Raw genomic sequence first — 23,354 nt, 5'->3', positions numbered from 1 at the left:
TCGCAGAATCGGACAAGGCATGGGGGATTCGGGAAAGACGCCCAAGCCGTCCTGGGCCAGAACCGTGCACCAACATTCGAACCCGAGGTCCCGCCCTGCCCAAGTTCCCGCGCGGCCCTGCCAGCCCCGCATCCATCGTCGTTGCTATGAAGTGGGTAGCCAGTCTTCCGCCAAAGGCACGTGCTAGCTTTGCCAGGGGTCGATGCGTTCGTGGCACCTATGCGCCATCCGATCAGGCCAAGGAGATCACGAAATCCTGTAGCTTCACCAAGCCATCGCGCGTGCTGGCGCGCTTCTCGGTGGAAGGGGGCCTCGACACCAACGACACGTTGCTGCGCGGTTTCAGCTTCCGGCTTGGCAGCGATGGCCAGCGCTCGGAAATATTCACACAGAGCGCCCCGGTTCATTTCGCGAGGACGCTTGACCAGATGTTGGCTTTCCTCCGAGCGCGCATTCCAGGACCCGACGGCAGGCCGGACATGGAAAAGGTCGAGGCATTCTCAGTTGCCAATCCCGAGACGCTGCATCAGGCACGCTACATGGCCGCGCATCCGCCACCCGCAAGCTTTGCCTGCACAACCTATTGGGGAGTGCACGCTTTTCCCGCGACGAATTCAAAGGGCGAAACCAGGTTCATCAAGTTCAAGGTCGCGCCGGTTGGCGAACAGGCGACCGGGCCCAAGGTCAGGGTTAAGCCTGCCGGGCTGCTGCACGACGACCTCGAAACCCGGATCGCGGCTCGCGATATCAGGTTCAGCGTAGTGGCGCTGCTGGGTCGTCCCGGTGACCCCGTCATGGACGTGACCGTCCGATGGCCCGATGAGGACGGACGCGAAGCGGTGCGGCTGGGAACGATCGTGATCACCGGTGTTGAAGCAAATGATGCGTGCGACGAGCCCGTCTTCAATCCGGCAACTCTGGCCGAAGGCATCGGTCATCCGCTGGACGAGATGTTTGCGGCCCGCCGCGCCGCCTACACTATCTCGCAGACAAGGCGTCGCTGAGCGGACGAGGCCGCTCCCGTGGCTCCGATCACGTTTCGCTTTCCGGTGCGCCCAGCATTTCGCGACGCCACACTCCAGGGCTGACGCCGATCACGGAGGTAAACACCCGCGTAAAGTGGCTCTGATTGGCGAACCCCGCCGACACCGCAATTTCCGACAGAGGCAGGTCGCGAACGGTCATAAGCTGCCTGGCCGTCTTCACACGCTGGCGAAGCAGCCACTGGTGTGGCGGCAGGCCGGTGGAGATGCGAAAGGCGCGCGAGAAGTGGCTGACCGAGAGATCGAATTCTGCCGCGATCTGCTTCAACGAAAGTGTCCCGCCGAGGTCGGCCTCCAGTCTTTCACAGGCGCGCTTGACCTGCCACGGCGCAAGGCCGCCGCGGGCCAGCTCGGCATTGCGCCGCAGTCCGCCATAGGTCTGGGCAACGTGCGCGGTGAGCGCGAGCATCATGTGATCGATGAAAAGCTGGTTGGCCTCGGATGGCCGCCGCAATCCTTCCAGGAACGAGGCGCCGATATGACGGACGACCGTGTCGTCGTGGCCGACGCCGAGCTCACAGGCAAGATCGCCAATGCGCGGCGCGCCGGACTGTTCAGCGATGCCGTCGAGCGCCGAGCGCGGAAGATGGAAAAACAGGGAATGAAACGGCTTGTCGATCACATAGCGCGGATCGCACTTGAGATCGTACAGATAGGTCGCACCGGCCTGGACATCCCTCTTCATGATGCACTTGCCGCGCTCCCAAAGCTCGCAGTCCGGATAATCGTGAAGCTTCAGGCTGACGAGAAAGGCGTCCTCCGGTGTCAGCGAGCCGGAAAGGCCGGGTACCGGGTTATCATCGCGCGTTTCGGTGACCGCAAGTTCAACGCCGCGCAGTGAACGCGTGACCAGCGACGGCGGCGCATCTTTCAAGTGCAGGAATCGCCCGAGCCTCGCGCCGAAGGCGCCCGCCTGTGCCATATGCATTATCCTGCTTTTGAAGTTGGAAGGACTGGCATCGCGCCGTCAGCGAAACGAATGCATATTATCTGCTTTCGGAGCGCGGCCGTCTACCATGTTTGGCCGAGGCCTTATTTCATCGTTTTTGTGACACAAGCGCAGCAGCTTGCTTTTGGAATGGCAGCGCTGTTGTCCGTTTTCAACGCAAGCACACGCAGTGGTAGCGGCCCTTGCCTCATTCGACGGCAGAGGCCGACCCCGCTCAACTGTTGAGCGACTTCGGTCACAAACGCTTGATGGCCGCTTGCAGCAAGATCAGGCAAAGCACCGCCGCTTTGGGAAAGACCCGGTAGTTCTACGCGCCTAGAACACGCACCGAAAGCTCTCGACGCTTGGCGCATCAGTGCGGGCAGACAGGAAGCAATAGCTTCGCGTCAGCACCGCAAGTCAGGCCCGACGGCACGAGCGAAAGGCCCCCCTTCAAGCGAGCAACTGCCATGAGCAAGCCAATCCTGCGCAATTCTTCGCAAGTGAATTCGCACACCGCGTCAGACGCGGATCCTTCGCAGATCGCCGACTCCCGTACTGCCGATGCGGAGATGGCACGCGTGCTTCACACCAAACCACTCCGCATGGCTTTGGACACTTCCGGGGCCGGGATCGCCCACTGGAAGCACGACCCATTGCACGACGTTGTCGAACCCATGACCCATCACGTCATCATGGCTTACAACGGCTCAGTGCAGCGCATGGAGCGGCGATCAGGAAGATCGGTTGCGATTGGAACGTTTCGTCCCGGGGTTGTGATAATCATTCCGGAAGGATCAAGCTCCCGATGGGATATTCCGAAACCTGTTGATGTCGTACAGCTCTATCTTCCTCACACAACGCTCAAGCGGGTTGCCGACGAAGCCGACATTGCCACATCGACCAATCTCTTGGAGCGAACGGCGCATCCCGACCCCATTACGTCCCGATTGCTCCTGAGCGCCTCGGATGTCCTGGAGGGCAATGAGGCGCTGGATACGCTCTTCAGGCAGCAACTGACGGACCTCCTGGCCACGCGTCTGCTGGCTGCGCACACCGGCTCGCCAACCACGATCCAGCCGGTCATGGGCGGGTTGTCGCCGAAGGTGCTCGGCCGCGCCATCGAGCGCTTGCGTTCGGATGCCGATGCGGACGTCTCGCTCGCGGCGCTTGCTTCCGATGCCGGCCTGTCGCGCTTCCATTTCTGCCGTGCCTTCAAGGAAAGTACCGGGCTTTCGCCGCATGCCTGGCTACGGCAGTACCAACTCGAGCAGGCCATGAACATGCTGCGCGACACTAACGATTCGATCGTGTCGATCGCAGCCGCGCTTGGCTACTCGTCGCAGACCGCTTTTGCCGCCGCGTTCAGAAAGCTGACGGGCGAAACCCCGAGCGATTGGCGGCGACGCATTCGGTAACCGCAATCGCTCTACAGGTACGGCAATCGCTCTGGGGCAGTCGCAAATCCAATTCGCTAGATCAGCGTGGCACAACGCCAACAACGGATGGAGATAAACGATGGCCTGGATGAACGTCGCTAACCCGTTTGCAATCGCACCGCGGCGGAGAGTCGTCGCGACAGCACTCATGTACGGACTTTCGCTGAGCGTTCGCTTCACCTCGGCAGCGGGCGAAGAAACGGAAATTCCGGCACATGCCGTCCAAACCGCCAGCCCCGTCAGTTCCATCATCTTTTACAAGGACTGGCCCGCGAAGCCCGCTCCGTTGATGGCCTTTCAACGCGGCTCGCTCCCGGGATCCGGGGGCTGCCGAACGGCATGTGAACGTCCCATGCCAATGCCGCTAATGCTGGACTGCCCCGCGCCGTAACAGCCGGGACTCGTTTCACATCATCTTTGCGTCATCGATCGGAAGAGGTTTGCCGCCAATGCAGGGCGGCGGCGATGACGCGCGCAGGTCCGAGAGAATCTAACCACAGGAGCAAACCATGCGACTTGTTATCATAGGAGCCGGCTTCGCCGGCATGTACGCCGCACTTTCCGCAGCCCGCCTGCGCGACATCCAGGGCGTTTCGCCCGAGGAGCTCGAGATCGCACTGATCGCACCCGAGCCGACGCTGGTGGTCCGTCCCCGGCTCTACGAATCGAAGCCGGAGACCCTGACGGCGCCTCTGCTCGATGTCCTCAAGGCAATCGACGTTGTCTACGTGCAAGGCAGCGCCGAAACGATCGACACCAAGGCTCGCATGGTGCAAGTCGCTACCGCCAAAGGCACCCGAAAGTCTCTCTCCTACGATCGCCTGGTCGTGGCTACGGGCAGCCGCCTGTTCCGCCCGAACATTCCCGGTCTTGCCGAACACGGCTTCAGCGTCGACCAACTCGACGACGCGATTGCCCTCGACCGGCATCTGCATAGCCTGCCCAATCGTCCGGCAATGAACGGGCGCGACACGGTCGTCGTCGCCGGCGGTGGTTTCACCGGCATCGAAGCGGCAACCGAGATACCGGCGCGGCTCCGTGCGATCCTTGGCAAGGATGCCAACCCGCGCGTCATCATCGTCGACCGGAACAGCGCGATCGCTCCCGATATGGGCGCGGGTCCCCGCCCCGTCATTGAGGACGCCCTGCGCAAGCTTGGCGTTGAGACGCGGCTCGGTGCCGGCGTCGCGTCGCTCGACAAATCCGGCGTCACGCTTTCCGGTGGCGAGCGCATTGAAGCCGAGACCGTGATCTGGGCCGCCGGCATTCGCGCCGCACCGTTGACCGCGCAGATCCCCGCCGAGCGCGACAATTTCGGCCGGCTGCTTGTCGACCGGGATTTGCGCGTGCCGTCGGTGGATGGCGTCTTTGCCACCGGCGACGCCGCTCGCGCGGCGTGTGACGATGTCGGCAACTACGCGCTGATGTCGTGCCAGCACGCCACGCGGATGGGTGCCTTTGCCGGCAATAATGCCGCCGCGGAGCTCCTGGGAGTCCCGACCAAGCCATATCACCAGAAGGGCTATGTCACTTGTCTCGACCTCGGAGAGGCCGGCGCACTTTTCACGAGCGGCTGGGAACGCAACGTCAAGATGGTCGGCGACGTCGCCAAGAAGACCAAGCAGGAGATCAACACCGTCTGGATCTATCCGCCGCAGGCCGAGCGCGCGGCGGCGTTGGCATCGGCCGATCCGGAGCGTGTGACCGATGTGACTGGCTTCCTCTAGACCCTTCACGCGAAACGGGCTTGCGCTCGCTGCTGGCTGCGCAGCCTGCTCAACCGAGACCAGCCAGCAGCCCTTACCATGAAGCAGGAGACAAACATGAGCCTAACAGACATGAGCTTAGACAACACCTCACAACCCAGTAGGCCGGGGCCTGAAGAGTTGGTTCCGTCGCGCTACGCGCTGAAGGTCGGCGAGATTGATGTGCTGGTGGTCAGCGATGGCGTGCTACCGCTCCCAACCGCAATGTTGGCCCACAACGTCGACCCGGCCGTCCGGGCGGCTTGGCTGGACGAGATGTTCCTGCCGCCGGACGCGTTCGATTGGGCGCTGAACGTGGTCGTGGTGCGTAGCGGCGGCCGGACCATACTCGTCGACGCTGGTCTAGGGTTCGACCCGGACTTGCACTTGCCGCGGGCCGGGCAGTTGATCAAGCGACTGGAGGCCGCCGGCATCGATCTTGCGTCCGTGACCGACGTGGTGCTCACCCACATGCACATGGACCACATTGGCGGGCTGCTCGTCGACGGGGTCAAGGAACGGCTGCGTCCGGACCTGCGGATCCACGTGGCGGCCGCCGAGGTCAAGTTCTGGGAAGCGCCCGATTTCTCCCACGTCTCCATGCCGCCGGGATTCCCGGACGCGCTTCGATCGGCCGCCAAGCGGTTCGTGAAAGAGTACCGCAGCCAGTTGCGGCCGTTTGAGGAGGAGTACGAGGTGGCGCCGGGGGTGGTCGTCCATCGCACCGGCGGCCACACCCCCGGGCACAGCGTGGTCCGCCTGGCGTCCGGCGGCGACCGGCTGACGTTCGCCGGCGACCTCGTGTTCGCGGTCGGGTTCGAACACCCCGAGTGGTACAACGGCTTCGAACATGACCCCGAGGAGTCGGCACGCGTTCGTATCAGTCTTTTGCGGGAGCTGGCGGCGACCGGCGGCCTCCTGGTGGCCACTCACCTGCCGTTCCCATCCATCGGCCATGTGGCGGTCGACGGCGACGCCTTTCGTTGGGTACCGGCCATCTGGGACTACTGATCGCTTGTTGGGTTAGGGCCGAACCAGGGCGCGTACTCATAGCGTTAAGGAGTGCGCGCCTCCCGGTTGGGCGCGCAATGATCGCGGGTGAACAAGCATTGGCCGGCGGATGGGCTTAGCAATCCCTAGCCGCCGCTCCGGTAGACCTGGATATCGAGATCTCTGATCTTCTTCCGCAGCGTATTGCGGTTGAGGCCGAGCAGGTCGGCCGCGCGAATCTGGTTGCCGCGCGTGGCCGCCAGCGCCGCGGTGAGCAGCGGTACCTCGATTTCCTTGAGGATGCGGTGGTAGAGGCCCGGCGGCGGCACGCCGTTCGGAAAGCCCGAGAAATGCGAGGACAGGTAGGCCTCGACCGCGCCCCCGAGGTTTTCGACGCCCATCGGGGCGTTGGCGCCCGAGGTGACGGCCGGCGGCGCCAGCTCACCATCGATCACCGAGGCCGTAATGACGTCCTGCGGATAAAGCGCAGCCAGCCGGCGCGCGAGGTTTTCTAGCTCGCGCACGTTGCCGGGCCAACGGTGCTGCTTGAGCCGTTCCAGCGCCAGCGTGTCGAGCTTCTTCGGCGGCAAGCCGTCCTTTTCGGCGAGCGAAAAGAAATGCCTGATAAGATCGGGCAGATCCTCGATCCGCTCACGCAACGGCGGCAGGCGCAGAGGCACCACGTTCAAGCGGAAGAACAAGTCTTCCCGGAACAGGCCCTGCTGGATCAGGATGCGCAAATCCTTGTTGCTTGCCGCCACGATCCGTACGTCGGTCTTGATCGGGGTGCGGCCGCCAACGGTGGTGTATTCGCCCTGCTGCAGCACCCGCAGCAGCCGCGTCTGCGCCTCCATCGGCATGTCGCCGATTTCGTCAAGAAACAGAGTCCCACCCTCGGCCTGTTCAAACCGGCCTGAGGCGCGAGTGTTGGCGCCGGTGAACGCGCCGCGCTCGTGGCCGAACAACTCCGATTCGATCAGATCGCGCGGGATCGCCGCCATGTTGACGGCGACGAACGGGCCGTTGCGGCGCTTGCCGTAGTCGTGCAGCGCGCGGGCAACCAGTTCCTTGCCGGTGCCGGACTCGCCGGAGATCATCACCGTGAGGTCGGTCTGCATCAGCCGCGCCAGCACCCGGTAGATCTCTTGCATCGCCGGCGAGCGGCCGACCAGGGGAATCGAATCGAATTCACCCTCGTCCGCGGCGCTCGTCACCCGCTCCTTCGGCTCGGCCAATGCGCGGCCAACGATGGTGATGAGTTCCTTGAGGTCGAAGGGCTTCGGCAGATATTCATAGGCGCCGCGTTCCGACGCCCGGATTGCCGTCATGAAGGTGTTTTGGGCACTCATGACGATGACAGGAAGGTTCGGCCGCATCTTCTTGATGCGGGGCAAGAGATCGAACGCGTTCTCGTCTGGCATCACCACGTCGGTGATGACGAGATCGCCCTCCCCCTGGCTCACCCAGCGCCACAGCGTCGCGGCGTTCCCGGTCAGGCGCACTTCATATCCGGCGCGCGAAAGAGCCTGGTTCAGAACCGTGCGGATGGCGGTGTCGTCATCGGCAACGAGTATGCTACCTGCTGCGGGCATTGCTATTCCTCATCTTGCGTCCTGTGAGGCAGGCGGCAGCGTACCCGGAACGCCGTCGCGGTTGCTTTGGTCGAACTGTTTGGCGGGATTGAACATCGGCATCAGCACCCGGAACGTCGTCTTCCGCGGCTGGGATTCGCATTCGATGATGCCGCCGTGATCGCCGACGATTTTGGCAACCAGCGCGAGACCGAGCCCGCTCCCGGTTTGCTTCGTCGTCACGAAGGGATCGAACAGGTTCGGCAGCAGGTCTTCCGGCACGCCGGATCCATTGTCCTTGACGCAGAACTCCAGCGGCAACGATACCCGCGATTTCTTGCCCGGCACCGATAGGCGGACGCCGGGACGAAAGGCGGTGGTGAGCTGGATTTCCGCATCGCTGCCGAGATCGGCGACCGCTTCCGCGGCGTTCTTCACGAGATTGAGGAAGACCTGAATGAGCTGGTCCTGATTGGCCAACACCGGCGGCAACGACGGGTCATATTCCTCGATGAAACGGATGTTGCGGGCGAAGCCGGACTGCGCCAGCCGTTTGACGTGGTCGAGCACGGAATGGATGTTGACTGCCCCCCGCGCCACCGGGCGGTCGTCGCCGAACACTTCCATGCGGTCGACCAGGGTGACGATGCGGTCGGCCTCATCGCAGATCAGCCGCGTCAGCATGCGGTCTTCGGACGAGGCCGCCTGCTCCAGCAATTGCGCCGCGCCGCGGATGCCCGACAACGGGTTCTTGATCTCGTGCGCCAGCATCGCGGCCAACGCGATTACCGAGCGCGCCGCGCTCCGATGCGTCAACTGACGGTCCATCTTGTCGGCGATGGTGCGCTCCTGCAGCATCACGACGATGTGGCCGGGCCGTTCGGTGAGCGGGGCCACGTGCAGATCGACCTGGCGGTCGCCGCCGATGCGGGGCGTGCCGAGATCGACCTTGTATTCGTTCACGGGCGAGCTGCTCGATCGCACCTGGTCGATAAGCGCCAGCAGTGGACTCCCGAACGGCACCAATTCTTTCAGCGACTGCCGCCGCAGGAACTGCGTCGAAATCTCGAAGAAGGATTCGGCAGCGATGTTGGCGTCGACGATGCGGCCGTCCGGCGCCACCAGCAGTACCGGGTTGGGCAGCGCGTTGAGAATGGCCTCGCTTTCGGAGGGCACGGCGCGGCGATATTCTGCGGCTGAATTCATGCAGCAGCACTCCATGAGAAATCGTCAAACGCGTCCTGCAGCGAGCGGTGGACGCGGTGCGGATCCTCCGACGTCAGAATCTTTTGCCGCCAGCCCTTCAGCGTCTCCACCGGTGCGCGGCTGCATTGCGCCGCCACCTCCAGCGCCCAGCCGAGATGCTTGCGCGCATGCTTGAGCCCGATGCGCAGCCCGTAATGGCTGCAGATTTCGTCGTAGAGTGCGCGCACATGCGCGAGTTGTTCGGCCAGCGACGGCGCAGTCTCAGCCTGTCCGGTCTCAAGCCGACGGCCGATCTGGCCCGGCAGCCAGGGCTGGCCCTGCGCACCGCGCCCGATCATCACGGCGTCCGCGCCCGACACTTCCAGCGCGCGGACCGCCTGCTCGAATGAGGTGATGTCGCCGTTGACGACGAGCGGCACGGAAACCGCGTGCCTGACCGCGCGCACGGCGACCCAATCGGCGACGCCCTTGTAAAACTGGCAGCGCGTGCGCCCGTGCACGGTGATCATCTGCACCCCGGCGGCTTCGGCGCGGCGCGCCAGCTCGGGCGCGTTGAGCGAGCGATCGTCCCAGCCGAGCCGCATCTTCAGCGTCACCGGCACCTTGACCGCCGCGATCGTGGCTTCGATCAGCTTGAGCGCATGATCGAGATCGCGCATCAGCGCCGAGCCGGACTGGCCGCCGGTGACATGACGCGCCGGACAGCCCATGTTGATGTCGATGATGTCGGCGCCGGCAGCCTCCGCAACCCTCGCCCCCTCCGCCATCCAATGCGCCTCGCAGCCCGCGAGCTGAACGACATGCGATCCGATACCGGCCGTCTCGCAGCGCAGAATCGACATCGGTCTGCCGTGCACCAGTTCGTCGCTGGCGGTCATCTCGGAGACGACCAGTCCGGCGCCGAGCGTGGCGGCAAGGCGTCGAAAGGGGGCGTCGGTGACGCCGGACATCGGCGCCAGAAGGACCCGGTTGGCGACAGCAATCTCGCCTATTTTCAACGGCTTAGAGCGTGAACTTTCCGGGCCGGTCACGGCGTTCTCTTGGTTGGGGCGGCGGCGTCATTGCAACCGTCGGCGCATATTGTGAGCACAAATCTTGGGCAGTCAAGCTTCTTGCCTACACTTTAGACAGATCTATCATTTGCGCAAGTGCACTGCAACAAAAACCGCTTTTCCCACAGCTCGTGGGAATCGCTCTGTTTTTCCTCATTCGGCATGGTAAGGGCTGTGCGCCAGCACAGCCGCCCTCCTCACCACCCCTAATTCGTTCGTATTTGAGTCCAGATGCCCAGACCTGAGCGTACCGCAGCCATTCTCGTCGCAGCCGGACGCGGGCTTCGCGCCGGCGCCGGGGGACCCAAGCAATATCGCGAGATCGGTGGGCAGACGGTGATCTTCCGCGCCATGCAAGCGTTCAGCCGGCATCCAGACATCTTCGCCGTGCAACCGGTGGTGAATCCCGATGACGCCGCCATGTTCAACGAAGCCGTCGCAGGACTGCGCCATCAACCTCCCACAAGTGGCGGAGCCACCCGTCAGGCCTCGGTGCATGCTGGACTCGAGGCGCTGGCTGCGGAGAAGCCCGACATCGTCCTGATCCACGATGCCGCGCGTCCCTTTGTGACCTCCGCGGTAATTTCGCGTGCGATCGATGCCGCCGGTCGGACGGGCGCTGCTATTCCGACAATTCCCGTCACCGATACGATCAAGCAGGTCGGTGATGCCGGTCACGTCGAGGCGACGCCCGAACGCGCATGGTTGCGAATCGCGCAAACGCCGCAGGCGTTTCGCTTCGATGTCATTCTCGATGCCCATCGCCGCGCCGCGCGCGACGGCCGCAGCGATTTCACCGACGATGCGGCGCTCGCGGAATGGGCGGGATTGACGGTGGCGACCTTTGAAGGCGATCCTGCGAACATGAAACTGACGACGCCTGAAGATTTCATTCGTGAAGAAGCCCGGCTCGCCGCCCAGCTCGGCGACATCAGGACCGGCACCGGCTACGACGTGCACGCCTTCGGCGACGGTGATCATCTGATGCTCTGCGGCGTACGGGTGCCGCACGTCAGAGGCTTTCTCGCCCATTCCGATGGCGACGTCGGCCTGCACGCCCTGGTCGACGCCATCCTCGGTGCGCTGGCAGATGGCGATATCGGCTCGCACTTTCCGCCGAGTGATCCGCAGTGGAAGGGTGCAGCGTCCGACAAATTCCTCAAATACGCCGTCGATCGCGTCACCGCGCGGGGCGGACGAATCGCCAATCTCGAAGTCACGATGATCTGCGAGCGCCCGAAGATCGGGCCGCTGCGCGATGTCATGCGCGCCCGCATCGCCGAGATCACCGGGCTCAACATCTCCCGCATTGCGGTGAAGGCGACGACCAGCGAACGGCTCGGCTTTACCGGCCGCGAGGAAGGCATCGCCGCAACCGCGAGCGCTACCATCCGCCTGCCTTGGAACGATAAAGGTTGGAGCGAGTAAGATGAGCGGCAGCGACGCCCGCGCCCTCGCCCGCTCGCTGCTTGATGTGTGCCGGATGCGCAAGCTGACGATCGCCACCGCGGAGTCCTGCACAGGAGGCCTGGTGGCCGGCGCGCTCACCGACATTCCCGGCTCTTCTGATGTCATCGACCGCGGTTTCATTACTTACTCCAATGAAGCCAAGCGCGCGATGCTCGGCGTCAAAGCCTCGACGCTGACAACCTTCGGCGCAGTCAGCAAGGAAACCGCGACAGCAATGGCGGTCGGCGCGCTGGAAAAGGCCGGCGTCGATCTCGCGGTATCCATCACCGGCATCGCTGGTCCCGGCGGCGCCACGCCGGGCAAGCCGGTCGGACTCGTGCATTTCGCGGTCGCGTCGCGCGACGGCAAGATCCTGCATCGCGAATTCCGCTTTGGCGCCATTGGCCGCACCACCGTGCGCCAGCGCTCGGTGGTGGAAGCGCTGCGCATGCTGATGGAGCTCGCCCGCGGACCGCAAGCTTCCGCCAAACCGCGACGCGAAACGATGAGCCGGCTACGCCCACGGGTGGCCCGTACGCCGCGGCGCAGCGCCGTTAAACGGCGCCGGCCGACGCGGCCATAAACCAGTATCAAACCGCCGCGGCCAAAGCCTTGGCGCGCGTTTCGCTCAGCGAGCTCACCGGCGTCAACGCCTCTGGGCTGATCGAAAGCTCGATGATGGCCGGAAGTCCGCTGCCGACAGCCTCGTCGAAGGCGCGCGCGAAATCCTCAGTGCGCTCGACACATGCGCCGAAGCCGCCACAGGCGCGTGCCAGTGCGGCAAAGTCGGGATTGGTCAGATCGGTGCCGGAGACACGGCCGGGATAGGTCCGCTCCTGGTGCATGCGGATCGTTCCGTACATGCCGTTGTTGCAGACGATCACAATCAGCGGCAGCCGATTTTCGACCGCGGTCATGAACTCCAATCCGGTCATCTGGAAGCAGCCGTCGCCGGCGAACGCGATCACCGTTCGCTCCGGATGCTGCAGCTTGGCGGCGACGGCCGCGGGCAAGCCATAGCCCATCGATCCCGAGGTCGGCGCGAGTTCGGTACGAAATTGCCGATAACGCCAGAAACGGTGCACCCAGACGGCATAATTGCCGGCGCCGTTGCAGATGATGGTGTCATGGGGCAAGCGATCGCTCAAACCGCGCACGACCTGCGAGAGCTGCACGTCGCCGGGCGAGCGGGTCGGCTCGGTAAAGGCGAGGTAGTCGGCATGCGCCGCCTTGACATAGTCGGCGCGCGATTGATGCTTCGGCTCCAGCCGCTTGATGGCGGCTGCAAAGGCCGCGCTGCTCGCGACCACGCCGAGCGTCGGCGAATAGACGCGGCCGATCTCTTCAGGGTCGGGATAGATGTGAACCAGCGGCTGCTTCGGTTTCGGAATATCAAACAGCGTGTAGCCGGATGTGGTGGCCTCCCCCAGCCTCGCACCAAGCGCGATCACCAGATCGCTGGTTCGGATCCGGTCGGCGATTTTTGCGTCCAGACCGATGCCGACATGGCCGCCATAGGCCGGATGCAGATTGTCGAAATAGTCCTGGCATCGGAACGAGACGCCGACCGGAACCTCGTGCGCGGCGGCAAACGTTTCGAGATCGCGGCGAGCCTGATCGCTCCATCCGCCGCCGCCGACGATCAGGAATGGCCTCTTCGCCTCCGACAGCAGCGCATGGAATTGCCGCAAGGCGCCGTCATCGGGCGCGACCGGAATCGGATTGTAAGGTGGCGCATCCGCCACCTCCGCGGTGTCGGTGAGCATGTCCTCGGGCAGCGCCAGCACGACCGGGCCGGGACGGCCCGAGGTCGCGGTGAAGAAGGCGCGCGAGATGAACTCGGGAATCCGCCGCGCATCATCGATCTGGGCGACCCATTTCGCCATCGGCCCGAACATCTGGCGATAATCGATTTCCTGGAACGCCTCGCGTTCCATCATGTCGCGTCCGACCTGGCCAAGCAGCAGGATCAGCGGCGTCGAGTCCTGGAACGCGACATGGACGCCGGAGGACGCATTGGTGGCGCCGGGGCCGCGGGTGGCGAACACGATGCCGGGCCGTCCCGTCAGCTTGCCATAGGCCTCTGCCATCATGGCCGCACCGCCCTCCTGCCGCGCGTTGATGAACCGCACGCGTTGGCTCTGGTATATGCCGTCGAGGGCAGCCAGGAAGCTTTCACCGGGCACGCCGAACACGGTGTCGGCACCGTGCAAGGCCAGTTGCTCGATGAGAATATGGCCACCGGTTCGAAGATTTACGTCCATCGTCTCGTCCCTCTGTTGCGGGATCACGGATTTGGACCCGGCTTAATGAATGGCGTCGGCACCAGCAACCGGTTTCCTGCGAAATCAGATATGCGGCTCGGCATCTTCCCTATTGTTGGTCTTTCGGCCGCACCCGTGCGTCCACGCCAGTCACGGCCTCGTAAGCCTTGATGACGGCTGTGCAGGACTCGCCGTCGTGCCCAAGCAGCGCCGCCTGCCGGTAGGTCTGGTGCACGGCCTCAGCCATGAACCCGGGCAGACCGGCCTCCTCCAGCCAGCGCGCATAATAGCGGACGTCCTTGCGGGCGTTCGCCAGTGACATCAGCGGGGTGAAGTCGCCATCGAGCGTGGCCTGGCCGTAAAGATCGAGCATGCCGCTCTTGCCGCCGGCTGCCGAGATGATGCGGATGAGTTGCGAGAGGTCGAGCCCGTCCTTGGCCGCGAGCGCAAACCCCTCGCACCACGCCGCCACATTGGCGAAGGCGATATAGTTGTGAATGAGCTTGAGGCGGATCGCGTGTCCCAATGGGCCGATGTGGAAGATGTTTTCGGCATAGAGCTCAAAATAGGGCCTGAGGTCGTCGAGCAGGTCGCGCTCGCCGCCGAACAGTACGTTGACCTTGCCGATGTCGGCGTGTTTCGGGGTTCGCGTCATCGGTGCTTCGGCATACCGACCGCCGGCTGCCCGCACCATGCGGTCGAGCTTTGCGACCATCTGCGGGCTGCCGGTGGTATGATCCACGATGATGAATCCCGGCGCCGGACTGGCAAGCAGCCCATCGCTGCAAGTCATCAACGCCTCGACATCCTCGGCCTCGTTGACGCAAATCATGACGATGCGGCAGTTGTCGCGAATTTCCTGAAGACCGCTGGCAGCGGTCGCGCCAAACGATTTGGCAACGGCCACAGCCGCCGGGTTGAGATCATAGGCGGCGACCGCCACGCCCTTGGCAACGAGGTTCTTGACCAAGCCCCGTCCCATTCCACCGAGGCCGATAAAGCCAACGCGCTCGAATGTCGTCATTTCAACCGTTCCGTTGTTGTTTCCTGGAATTTTTCCGAGAGCCGATCGCGCCGAGTTGCGGAGACTAGCTTCGGGTCCCGGTGGCGGGCTTCCCGTAAATCACGTCCGCCCGCTTTTCGAACGCGGCGGCAAAACGCTGGAAGGCCGTATCGAACATCGTCCCCATCAGCATCGCCAGCATCCGGCTCTTGAATTCATAGGACAGGAAGAATCCGACGTCACAGTCGGTTTCGGATTTCGGTTCGAACGTCCAGCGGTTTTCCAGATTGCTGAAAGGGCCCTTCAAATACTCGACCATGATTTTCAGGTTCGGCCGGTCCAGCGTCACCCGGCTGGTGAAGGACTCCCGTACCAGCTTGAACGATACCGTCATGTCGGCGACGACGACTTCAGTGCCGTCAGCTTTCTGCGTCCGCTGCCGTATCCTCAGCGATTGGCACAGCGGCACGAACTCCGGATAGCGCTCGACATCGGCGACCAGATCGAACATATGCGACGCGGTATGATGAACCCGGCGCTTGCTGGAAAAGCGAGGCATTGGACGCGCTCAACCGTGTAGCGCAGCCCGCGCCGCCCTGAGCTTGGCGAAATTCTCACCCGCATGATGCGACGAGCGGGTCAGCGGACTGGCCGACACCATCAGAAAACCCTTGGTATAAGCGACCTTCTCGTAGCCCGCGAATTCGTCCGGCGTCACGTAGCGCATGACGGCGTGGTGCTTGCGGGTCGGCTGCAGATACTGCCCGACGGTCAGGAAATCGACGTCCGCGGAGCGCAGATCGTCCATCACCTGCAGCACCTCGTGGCGCTCCTCTCCGAGGCCAACCATGATGCCTGATTTGGTGAAGATCGTGGGATCAATCTCCTTGACCCGCTGCAACAGCCGGATCGAATGGAAGTAGCGCGCGCCCGGGCGTACCGTGAGATAACGCGCCGGTACGGTTTCCAGATTGTGGTTGAATACGTCGGGCTTCGCTGCCGCGACCACCTCCAGCGCGCCTTCCTTGCGCAGGAAGTCGGGGGTCAGAATTTCGATGGTCGTGGTCGGGCAGCGTGCGCGAATGGCGCGAATCGTCTGCGCAAAGTGCTCGGCGCCGCCGTCGGCGAGGTCGTCGCGATCGACCGAGGTCACCACGACGTGGGTCAGCCCGAGCTTGAAGGTCGCCTCCGCGACATGTTCCGGCTCATTGGCGTCGAGCGCGCCGGGCATGCCGGTCTTGACGTTGCAGAACGCGCAGGCCCGCGTGCAGGTGTCCCCCATGATCATGAAGGTGGCGTGCTTCTTGTCCCAGCACTCGCCGATATTCGGGCAGCCGGCCTCCTCGCACACCGTGACGAGGCCGTTTTCCTTGACGATCTTTCGCGTGTCGGCATAGCCGCGAGTGTTCGGCGCGCGCACCCGGATCCAGTCCGGCTTCGGCGGCGACAGCGCATCCGGCCGGTTCACCTTTTCGGGGTGACGCGGGCGAACCTGGTTCAGGGAGACGGTATCGACGAGAACGACCATGTTAAGTCCGGATGTTACGAGAATACCTAGCTAATCCGTGTCGCCGACGGCTGCAACTCTGTTGCGGAAAACCACAAGCTAGCTCGCGAAACCTAGCAGATCGTGCAAGATAATGACGAATTTCACCTGTTCCGCGAACGATTCTCACCTGAAAATGGTTCAAAACTCCAAGCCTGCCAGCGGCGCCGCCCTCCGGCTCGGCAAGCCGCTGAAACGCTCGTTTTTCGACCGCAGCGTGCATGAGGTCGCGCCCGACCTGATCGGCGCGACGCTCCTGGTCGACGGCGTCGGCGGCACCATCGTCGAGGTCGAGGCCTATCACCATCTGGACCCGGCCGCGCATTCGTTTCGCGGGCCGACGCCGCGCAACCGGGTGATGTTCGGCCCGCCGGGTTTTGCCTATGTCTACCGCTCCTATGGCATCCACTGGTGCGTAAATTTCGTCTGCGAAGAGGAAGGTTCGGCCAGCGCCGTCCTGATACGCGCGCTGCAGCCGACCCACGGCATTGCCGCGATGCGCCGCCGCCGCGGCCAGCAGGATGAGCGCGCGTTGTGTTCGGGGCCGGGCAAGCTCTGCGAAGCGCTCGGGATTACGATCAAGCATAACGAACTGCCACTCGACGTGCCGCCATTTGCGTTGCATGCACGCATGGGCAGACTCGACATTGCCGCAGGCGTGCGGATCGGCATCACCAAAGCGGTCGATCTGCCATGGCGCTACGGATTGAAGGGGTCGAGGTTTTTGAGCAAACCGTTTTGACAACGGATTCTCCTTCGGCCGTCATTGCGAGCGCCAGCGAAGCAATCCATCGCGCTGAGCATGAGGTGAAAATGGATTGCTTCGCGGAGCCTGTCATCCGGCGGCGCTTCGCGCCGACCGGGTGGCTCGCAATGACGTGGAGATAGCAACACAAAACACCATCGTCATCCCTGCGAAGGCAGGGATCCAGTACGCCGCGGCCTATCGGTTCAATCATCGCTGTCTCTGGAATACTGGGCGCCCGGTCAAGCCGGGCGATGACAGCGAATGCGTGTCGGCGTTCTCGCGACACGATGCGCCCGAGCTTTTGCAAATCGTTCGCCCCCCAAAGAGTGAGAGGGCGCAGGGAATGCCGGGTGCTTTGCTGCACCCGCGGTCTCGTGTACAAGGTGCACTTCAAGAATGCGCACACGAGCATACAGGTACAGCCGGAGCATCCCGGCATTCCCTGCGCGATGGGTTTACGTCTTATGCCGCGCTCTCCCTGGAGACGAATTCCTTTTGCCTCCATCACTGACGAATTGACGGCTCGCATGACTCGGTTGAGCGCTGCAAACCTCCGCCAGCTTGACACCAGCCACGGGTGCCAGGACCACACGGTTTTGCCGTACGCAGCTTCCTCTGCCAGAGATTCCGACCGGCCAAGTGCGTGCCGGCCAAAATTCGGACGGAGGCGTTTAAGCGCCGTACGTCCTGCGCGCTGTGTCCGCTCACGGCAAAACCGCCCTGCGACCACATCCACGCGCCCGACGCTGCCGCGTCCACCGCAACCCGTCCCAACGTTCGTGACGATGGCCAACGCCCCTCTTCTCGGGACGGGATGGCGGGAGTTTTACCGGTGATTTGGGTCTGGCGCGAAGCGGAATATTTTTGATTCCAGGGCTTGACCTGATTTCTGAAAATCAGAAGTGATTTGCCCCATCGGATGATCTGCCGGATCTTCGATGCAAGATTGTGTGCTGTCACCGTAGTTGCACCAGCGGACCCGGCCACTCAAGACGGAGCTACACCGTCAGCACATCTTCAATCCGGATCGGTAAGGTCCGCACGCGCTTGCCGGTGGCGTGAAACACGGCGTTGGCGATGGCGGGGGCCATGCCGACGAGCGCGATCTCGCCGAGGCCTTTGACGCCGAGGGCGTTGACGTGTGGATCGATCTCCTCGACGAAGTGCGCTTCAAGTTGGGGAATGTCGAGATTCACGGGCAGCAGGTAATCGGCCATATGGGCATTGACCGGGCGGCCGTCGCGCGGATCGAGGACTGTGCGTTCCATCAGCGCCATGCCCATCCCGCCGATCATGCCGCCAATGCATTGGCTCCTCGCAAGTCGCGGATTGACGACGCGGCCGATGCCATAGGCGCACACGGCGCGGCGCAGCCGGATCGTGCCGACATCGGGATCGACGGCCACCTCCGCAAATACGGCTCCAAAGGAGTGCATCGAAAATCGGGCCGCAACATCGGGATCGCGCTGAGCCGAAGCCGTAGCCTCGATGGGTCGGCCGTCCCGCGGGCGCTTTGCGGCTTCCTCCTGCACGGCCATGCAGGCGGCGCGGATCGCAGAGCCGACCGAGGCCATCGTCCATGAGCCACCATGGGATGGAGCCGGCGGATAGTCAGAGCGGCCAAGGCTCAGACGCACCCGTTCAACAGGCAGCCCCAGCGTCTCGGCGGCAACCTGCGTCATCGACGTGTAGGTGCCGGGGCCCATGTCGCTTGCCGCGATCTCAACTTCGGCGGTGCCGTCCGGGAGCAGCCGCGCTCGCGCATTCGCGGGCGCATGGAAGGCCGGATAGCTCGCCGATGCCACGCCCATGCCGACCAGCAGCCGGCCATCGCGCATCGAACGCGGTTCGGGTAACCGCCGCGACCAGCCGAAACGTTCGGCGGCGAGATCATGGCATTTCATCAGCGACCGGCTGGAGAACGGCTTGTTCTCGCCCTCATCGATCGCCGGCTCGTTGCGACGCCGCAGATCGATCGGATCGATTCCGAGTTTGTACGACAGTTCATCCACGGCACATTCGAGCGCAAAGACACCGCTTGCCTCGCCGGGGCCACGCATATGGTTCGGGGTGCCGATATCGAGTGGCAGCAGCCGGTAGCGGGTCCGCACGTTCGGCGTGGAGTACAGGAAGCTCGTGACCGAAGTGAGGGCCTCCATGAACTCTTCATAGCGGCTCGTCTCGCCGGTGCCTTCGTGCACAATGCTGGTGAGCTTGCCATCCGCCGTGGCGCCTAGAGCCATCCGCTGCAGGGTGCGGGGCCGATGGCCCGTCATGAAGAACATCTGCTTGCGCGTGAGTACGAGCTTGACGGGACGTCCCACCTGTCGTGCCGCCATGGCCGCAAGCGTGACATGCGGCCACGTCCTGAGCGACGTGCCGAAGGCACCGCCGATAAACGGACAGATCACCTGTACGTTCTCGGGCGGCAGGCCGAACACGGCTGCGATCTCGGCCTGTTCGTTGACGACGAACTGGCTCTTGCTCCACAGCGTCAGCCGATTGCCATTCCAGGCCGCGACGGTGGCGTGCGGCTCCATTGGATTATGGTTCTCGCGCGCGATTTCATAGACCTCGTCGACCTTCACCGGCGCGTCCCCGAGCGCGCTGTCGGCATTGCCGCGCGCGGTGTCGGCCGGCAGCCTCGCATCCGGCTGCTTCCCAGCTTCCGGAACGACAGGTCGGGCTTTTGGGTCGGCAGGATCAACGAGCGGCCGCTCGGCCGTGTAGGAGATGCGCAGCGCCGCAGCCGCGCGCTCCGCCTGGTCGAGGGTATCGGCGACGACGATCGCTACCGGTTGCCCGTAGAAGCGCACCTGGTCGTCTTGCAGCACATGCAGCCGCTCGCCTGTCGCCGGATCGATATAGCTCTTGTGCGGTGCGTATGGCAGGCGTGGCGCATTGCGATGCGTGATGACGGCAACGACGCCCGGCATCTTCTCAACCGGCGCGGTCTCGATACCGGTCACGCGGCCGAGCCCCACCGTGGCACCGACGATCACCGGATAGGCCTGGCCGCCCTGGTTGAAATCGGCCGCATAGCGCGCCGCGCCCGTGACCTTGGCGCGACCATCCACGCGCGGCAGCGGCTTTCCGATCACGTTCGTCGTCATGCGGCTTCTCCCGACATTTCAAGAGCGCGGACGATCGTCCGGGGCAGGAGTTCGAGCTTGTAATGATTGCCCGACAACGGACGGGCTCCTTCGAGCGCCAGCCGGGCGGCGGTTTCGAAGATTTTGCGATCCGGGGTCTTGCCGATCAGCACTTTCTCCACCGTGCGCAGGCGCCACGGCCGAGTGCCCACGCCGCCGACAGCGAGCCGCGCCTGACGGATCAAGCCGTCCCCGACATCGAGTGCGGCGGCGGCGGATACGAGCGCGAACTCGTAAGAAGCGCGGTCGCGCACCTTGAGATAGCGCGCCCGCCGGCTGAACGGACCGCCGGGGACCCGCACCGCGAGGATGAGCTCGCCAGGCAGCAGCGTGTGTTCGAGATGCGGCGTATCGCCCGGCAAGCGAAACAGCTCCTCAACCGGAAAGCTGCGCTCGCCCTGTGGCCCCCTCACCTGCATCGTGGCATCGAGCGCGACCAGCGCGACGGCAACGTCCGAAGGATGCGTTGCCGCGCAATGATTGCTCGTGCCGAGAATGGCGTGGCCGGCATTGAGGCCATCGATCGCGGCGCAGCCGGAGTTCGGGGTGCGCTTGTTGCAGGGCGCGTCGTGCATCCGGAAGTATGGGCAGCGCACGCGCTGGAGCAGGTTGCCGCCGATGGAAGCCATGTTGCGCAACTGCGGCGAGGCGCCCTCGATCAGGCTTTCGGCGACGAGCGGGTGCAGGCGTTGTACGTCGGGGTGGGCGGCAATATCGGCCATGCGGGCGAGCGCGCCGATCACGAGATCGGAGCCCTCGATGCGGATTTCGGAGAGCGGGAGCGTGTTGATGTCGACGAGGTGTGCCGGCTGCTCCACCTCCTCCCGCATCAGGTCGATCAACGTGGTGCCGCCGGCGATGAAACGTCGGCCGGACGATGCGGCGGCGATGGCGGCCTGGACGGAGGTCACCTTCTCGAGCGTGAATGGAAGCATGGTCAGGCCCTCTTGGCAGCGTCGGCGACCGCAGCGACGATGCCCGGATAGGCACCGCAACGGCAGATATTGCCGCTCATCCAAAACCTGATTTCATCCGGCGAACCTGCATGGCCTTCTGCGATGCAGCCTATTCCCGACATGATCTGTCCGGGGGTGCAGAAGCCGCACTGCAAACCGTCGAGCTCGACGAACGCAGCCTGGAGCGGATGAAGCTCGCCATTCGTTTCAAGGCCCTCGATCGTCTTGATCTCAGCCCCCTCATGCATCGCAGCCAGCGTCAGGCAGGAGACGATACGCCTGCCGTTGAGAAGGACGGTGCAAGCACCGCAGGCGCCCTGATTGCACCCTTTCTTCGTGCCGGTGAGATCGAGCGTCTCGCGCAGCACATCGAGCAGCGAGCGGCGGGGATCGACTTCGAGCTGATGCGGTTTGCCGTTGACTGTTAATTGGACCGATGCCGTCGACACGTTTCGAGACCTTCCGGGCGGTGTCGATTGTGCGGCAACTCCCGGAGCGGCGAGGGAGGCGGCTCCCCCTGCAATAATCAGGACCGAACGGCGCGACAATTCGCGCCGGCCGTCATCATGGCCGGCTTCCGGGTCAGGTGTTAAGCTCGCCTGCTCATATGTATTCATACAGTCTCCTACGTCACGCCGCGGTTGGCGGTGTCAGCGGTGCACTCGCGGGCGGTATTGGTTCAGCGAGAGTCGGTGCGACCGAGGAGATGGAGCAGATATCGGCGTGGCCGTTCATGCGCTAGTGACTGGAGTGCTGCATTTTGTACGGAAGTGTCATACCTTTCAGTGAAGCTGAGACTTTCACTGCCCGCAATCATTGTGGAGCACTCCGATGACTGGGACGTTCGGGCGGCGTCCTGCTAGTCCCGTCGAGCTCAATCAATCACCCGCGCTTGTCATGCGCGCCTTGCAAATGGCGGAAGTCACGGCCACACGGATGTTCTGGCGCGAATCCGAGGCCGGGACACCGTTCCGGTTCGAGCGCAAGGCCGGTTACATGATCTGTTTGCACCGGCAACCTCTGCCCCCCTGCCCATACTGGATCGATGGCCGGCCGGTGCCCCGGATGCCAATCGACAGCGGACAATTTCTCCTTCTCGATCGCAATGAGCAGCACGAGGCTCTGACGTATGGGGGGGCAGCGGATTGCATTTCGATGTACACTTCGCGCGAAGCTCTCGATCGATTCCAGGAGGAGCACGAACTCCGTCCGGTCGGGTCGCTTCGGGCTCGCAGAGGGCTAGCTTTCGAGGACCACGTCATCAAGAACCTGGGAGAAGGATTGCTCCCGGCTCTCGAGCGGCCCGATGCTGCGAGCCAGCTATTTGTCGACTATGTCGCGCTGGCGCTTCTCGCGCATTTGACGGCGTTCTATGGCGAAAACCCTATGGTCTTTCACCCGATCCGGGGCGGGCTTGCTCCATGGCAGGAGCGGCGGACTAAGGAAATGTTGCTGGCGCACATCGATGGAAAGATTGGTGTCGTCGACCTCGCGCGCGAGTGTGGTTTGTCGCGCAGCCACTTCGCCCGGGCCTTCCGTATAACGACTGGGGTGCCGCCACATAAGTGGCTACTGGCACGGCGGATCGAACTCGCGCAAGATTTGCTCCGAAATTCGACCCTCTCACTTGAGACAATTGCCGAACGCTGTGGCTTCACAGACCAAAGTCACTTCACTCGCACCTTCTCGAGAGCTCTGGGTGTAGCTCCAGGCGAGTGGCGGCGCTCGTATCGATAGTGTGATAGCCATGACACGCAAGACGCCCGTCCACCGCAACCCGGCCCAACGTCGTGACGCTGGTCAACGCTTGCTGCGCGGGACGGAATAGCTGCACGTCTCTAAGCTATCTGCGCCAGACCAAGACTTCCTCAACTTGACAGGTTTGCCAACTGCCAGAGTCCGCTCCGGCGGACGTCCGTATGCACGCTCGAGCAAAACGCGACATCATCGCAAGCGTGGGATGGGCACACACCAAGACAGCGGAACTGCCGATGGCGTTGTCGGTTGAATGAGTCGAAGTTCCTGAGCAGGCCGTTTCGAATTGAGTTGAAATGGTAACATCGCCGTAACGACGCACGTCGCTTCATCAACAATCGCAACATCGACTTAATCCCGTCACGACACGCCCACGTTGCACACGTAAGTGTGGCCTGCTGTTTCGCTTTGCGCGGTGAAGTGCTCACAAATTGTGCTGCGTCGAACGTGCGGAACACGCAGAGTGGTGAATTTGCGCAAATAGCGGCGCGCCTCCAACCAGCAACA

Annotated in this window: 19 protein-coding genes; 8 read left to right on the top strand and 11 right to left on the bottom strand. The window is 63.5% G+C overall.

Features of this window, described 5'->3' with window-relative positions; genetic code table 11:
* Nucleotides 1–146: 146 nt before the first annotated feature.
* Nucleotides 147–1,004, top strand: a complete 858-nt coding sequence (locus V1290_RS00785) for a catalase (RefSeq protein WP_334368899.1) — start codon at nt 147–149, stop codon at nt 1,002–1,004.
* 28 nt (nt 1,005–1,032) lie between these two features.
* Here the strand turns inward: V1290_RS00785 and V1290_RS00780 are convergent, their stop codons facing one another.
* Nucleotides 1,033–1,965 carry a helix-turn-helix domain-containing protein gene (locus tag V1290_RS00780; protein ID WP_334362528.1) on the bottom strand — a complete coding sequence of 311 codons (933 nt, stop codon included), beginning with the start codon at nt 1,963–1,965 and terminating at the stop codon, nt 1,033–1,035.
* A gap of 476 nt (nt 1,966–2,441) precedes the next feature.
* On the opposite strand from V1290_RS00780, the gene V1290_RS00775 reads away from it, so the two are divergent.
* The 3 genes from V1290_RS00775 (at nt 2,442) to V1290_RS00765 (ending at nt 6,166) form a co-directional block, all read left to right on the top strand.
* Nucleotides 2,442–3,389: a helix-turn-helix transcriptional regulator gene (locus V1290_RS00775; RefSeq protein WP_334368898.1), complete on the top strand. Its 948-nt coding sequence runs from the start codon at nt 2,442–2,444 to the stop codon at nt 3,387–3,389.
* A 530-nt stretch (nt 3,390–3,919) separates the two neighbouring features.
* Nucleotides 3,920–5,137 (top strand): NAD(P)/FAD-dependent oxidoreductase, encoded by a 1,218-nt coding sequence (locus V1290_RS00770; RefSeq protein ID WP_334362527.1) that lies wholly within the window; start codon nt 3,920–3,922, stop codon nt 5,135–5,137.
* A gap of 96 nt (nt 5,138–5,233) precedes the next feature.
* On the top strand, nt 5,234–6,166 hold the full coding sequence (locus V1290_RS00765; protein ID WP_334362526.1) for an MBL fold metallo-hydrolase: 933 nt from the start codon (nt 5,234–5,236) through the stop codon (nt 6,164–6,166).
* 125 nt (nt 6,167–6,291) lie between these two features.
* Here the strand turns inward: V1290_RS00765 and ntrC are convergent, their stop codons facing one another.
* Genes ntrC through dusB form a run of 3 tightly spaced genes read right to left on the bottom strand, consistent with a single transcriptional unit; the run spans nt 6,292 to nt 9,920 of the window.
* Nucleotides 6,292–7,737 (bottom strand): nitrogen regulation protein NR(I), encoded by a 1,446-nt coding sequence (ntrC, locus tag V1290_RS00760; protein ID WP_334362525.1) that lies wholly within the window; start codon nt 7,735–7,737, stop codon nt 6,292–6,294.
* A gap of 9 nt (nt 7,738–7,746) precedes the next feature.
* Complete coding sequence (locus V1290_RS00755; protein WP_334362524.1) at nt 7,747–8,922, bottom strand: two-component system sensor histidine kinase NtrB; 1,176 nt, start codon at nt 8,920–8,922, stop codon at nt 7,747–7,749.
* Complete coding sequence (dusB, locus tag V1290_RS00750) at nt 8,919–9,920, bottom strand: tRNA dihydrouridine synthase DusB (protein WP_334368897.1); 1,002 nt, start codon at nt 9,918–9,920, stop codon at nt 8,919–8,921. Before dusB ends, V1290_RS00755 begins: the two co-directional genes overlap by 4 nt.
* A gap of 285 nt (nt 9,921–10,205) precedes the next feature.
* Between dusB and V1290_RS00745 the strand changes: the two genes are divergently transcribed.
* The gene (locus tag V1290_RS00745) at nt 10,206–11,402 is read left to right on the top strand and encodes a bifunctional 2-C-methyl-D-erythritol 4-phosphate cytidylyltransferase/2-C-methyl-D-erythritol 2,4-cyclodiphosphate synthase (RefSeq protein ID WP_334362523.1); all 1,197 of its coding nucleotides are present in this window, start codon (nt 10,206–10,208) and stop codon (nt 11,400–11,402) included.
* A gap of 1 nt (nt 11,403) precedes the next feature.
* A complete protein-coding gene (locus tag V1290_RS00740; protein WP_334362522.1) occupies nt 11,404–12,006 on the top strand; it encodes a CinA family protein in 603 nt (200 codons plus the stop codon).
* A gap of 7 nt (nt 12,007–12,013) precedes the next feature.
* Here the strand turns inward: V1290_RS00740 and V1290_RS00735 are convergent, their stop codons facing one another.
* The 4 genes from V1290_RS00735 to lipA form a co-directional block, all read right to left on the bottom strand.
* Nucleotides 12,014–13,687: a thiamine pyrophosphate-binding protein gene (locus V1290_RS00735; RefSeq protein WP_334362521.1), complete on the bottom strand. Its 1,674-nt coding sequence runs from the start codon at nt 13,685–13,687 to the stop codon at nt 12,014–12,016.
* 109 nt (nt 13,688–13,796) lie between these two features.
* Nucleotides 13,797–14,711 carry an NAD(P)-dependent oxidoreductase gene (locus V1290_RS00730; protein ID WP_334362520.1) on the bottom strand — a complete coding sequence of 305 codons (915 nt, stop codon included), beginning with the start codon at nt 14,709–14,711 and terminating at the stop codon, nt 13,797–13,799.
* 64 nt (nt 14,712–14,775) lie between these two features.
* Complete coding sequence (locus V1290_RS00725; RefSeq protein WP_065744589.1) at nt 14,776–15,249, bottom strand: type II toxin-antitoxin system RatA family toxin; 474 nt, start codon at nt 15,247–15,249, stop codon at nt 14,776–14,778.
* Between the two features lie 9 nt (nt 15,250–15,258).
* Nucleotides 15,259–16,218 carry a lipoyl synthase gene (gene lipA, locus V1290_RS00720; protein WP_334362519.1) on the bottom strand — a complete coding sequence of 320 codons (960 nt, stop codon included), beginning with the start codon at nt 16,216–16,218 and terminating at the stop codon, nt 15,259–15,261.
* Nucleotides 16,219–16,372: 154 nt separating this feature from the next.
* Here lipA and V1290_RS00715 point away from each other — a divergent pair, with 154 nt between their 5' ends.
* Complete coding sequence (locus tag V1290_RS00715; protein WP_334362518.1) at nt 16,373–16,978, top strand: DNA-3-methyladenine glycosylase; 606 nt, start codon at nt 16,373–16,375, stop codon at nt 16,976–16,978.
* 1,004 nt (nt 16,979–17,982) lie between these two features.
* Here the strand turns inward: V1290_RS00715 and V1290_RS00710 are convergent.
* The 3 genes from V1290_RS00710 to V1290_RS00700 are packed head-to-tail and all read right to left on the bottom strand — an operon-like array spanning nt 17,983 to nt 21,709.
* Nucleotides 17,983–20,097, bottom strand: coding sequence for a xanthine dehydrogenase family protein molybdopterin-binding subunit (locus V1290_RS00710; protein ID WP_334362517.1), 2,115 nt, complete (start codon nt 20,095–20,097; stop codon nt 17,983–17,985).
* Nucleotides 20,094–21,071, bottom strand: coding sequence for an FAD binding domain-containing protein (locus V1290_RS00705; RefSeq protein ID WP_334362516.1), 978 nt, complete (start codon nt 21,069–21,071; stop codon nt 20,094–20,096). Before V1290_RS00705 ends, V1290_RS00710 begins: the two co-directional genes overlap by 4 nt.
* Before the next feature lie 2 nt (nt 21,072–21,073).
* Nucleotides 21,074–21,709, bottom strand: a complete 636-nt coding sequence (locus V1290_RS00700; protein WP_334362515.1) for a (2Fe-2S)-binding protein — start codon at nt 21,707–21,709, stop codon at nt 21,074–21,076.
* A 214-nt stretch (nt 21,710–21,923) separates the two neighbouring features.
* Between V1290_RS00700 and V1290_RS00695 the strand changes: the two genes are divergently transcribed.
* Nucleotides 21,924–22,829, top strand: a complete 906-nt coding sequence (locus V1290_RS00695; protein ID WP_334362514.1) for an AraC family transcriptional regulator — start codon at nt 21,924–21,926, stop codon at nt 22,827–22,829.
* The last annotated feature ends 525 nt before the right edge of the window (nt 22,830–23,354 follow it).

The sequence above is a fragment of the Bradyrhizobium sp. AZCC 1578 genome, assembly GCF_036924675.1.
GTDB lineage: Bacteria > Pseudomonadota > Alphaproteobacteria > Rhizobiales > Xanthobacteraceae > Bradyrhizobium.
Note: the sequence above shows the minus strand (reverse complement) of the source record. Positions and strands in the feature narration are given on the sequence as shown.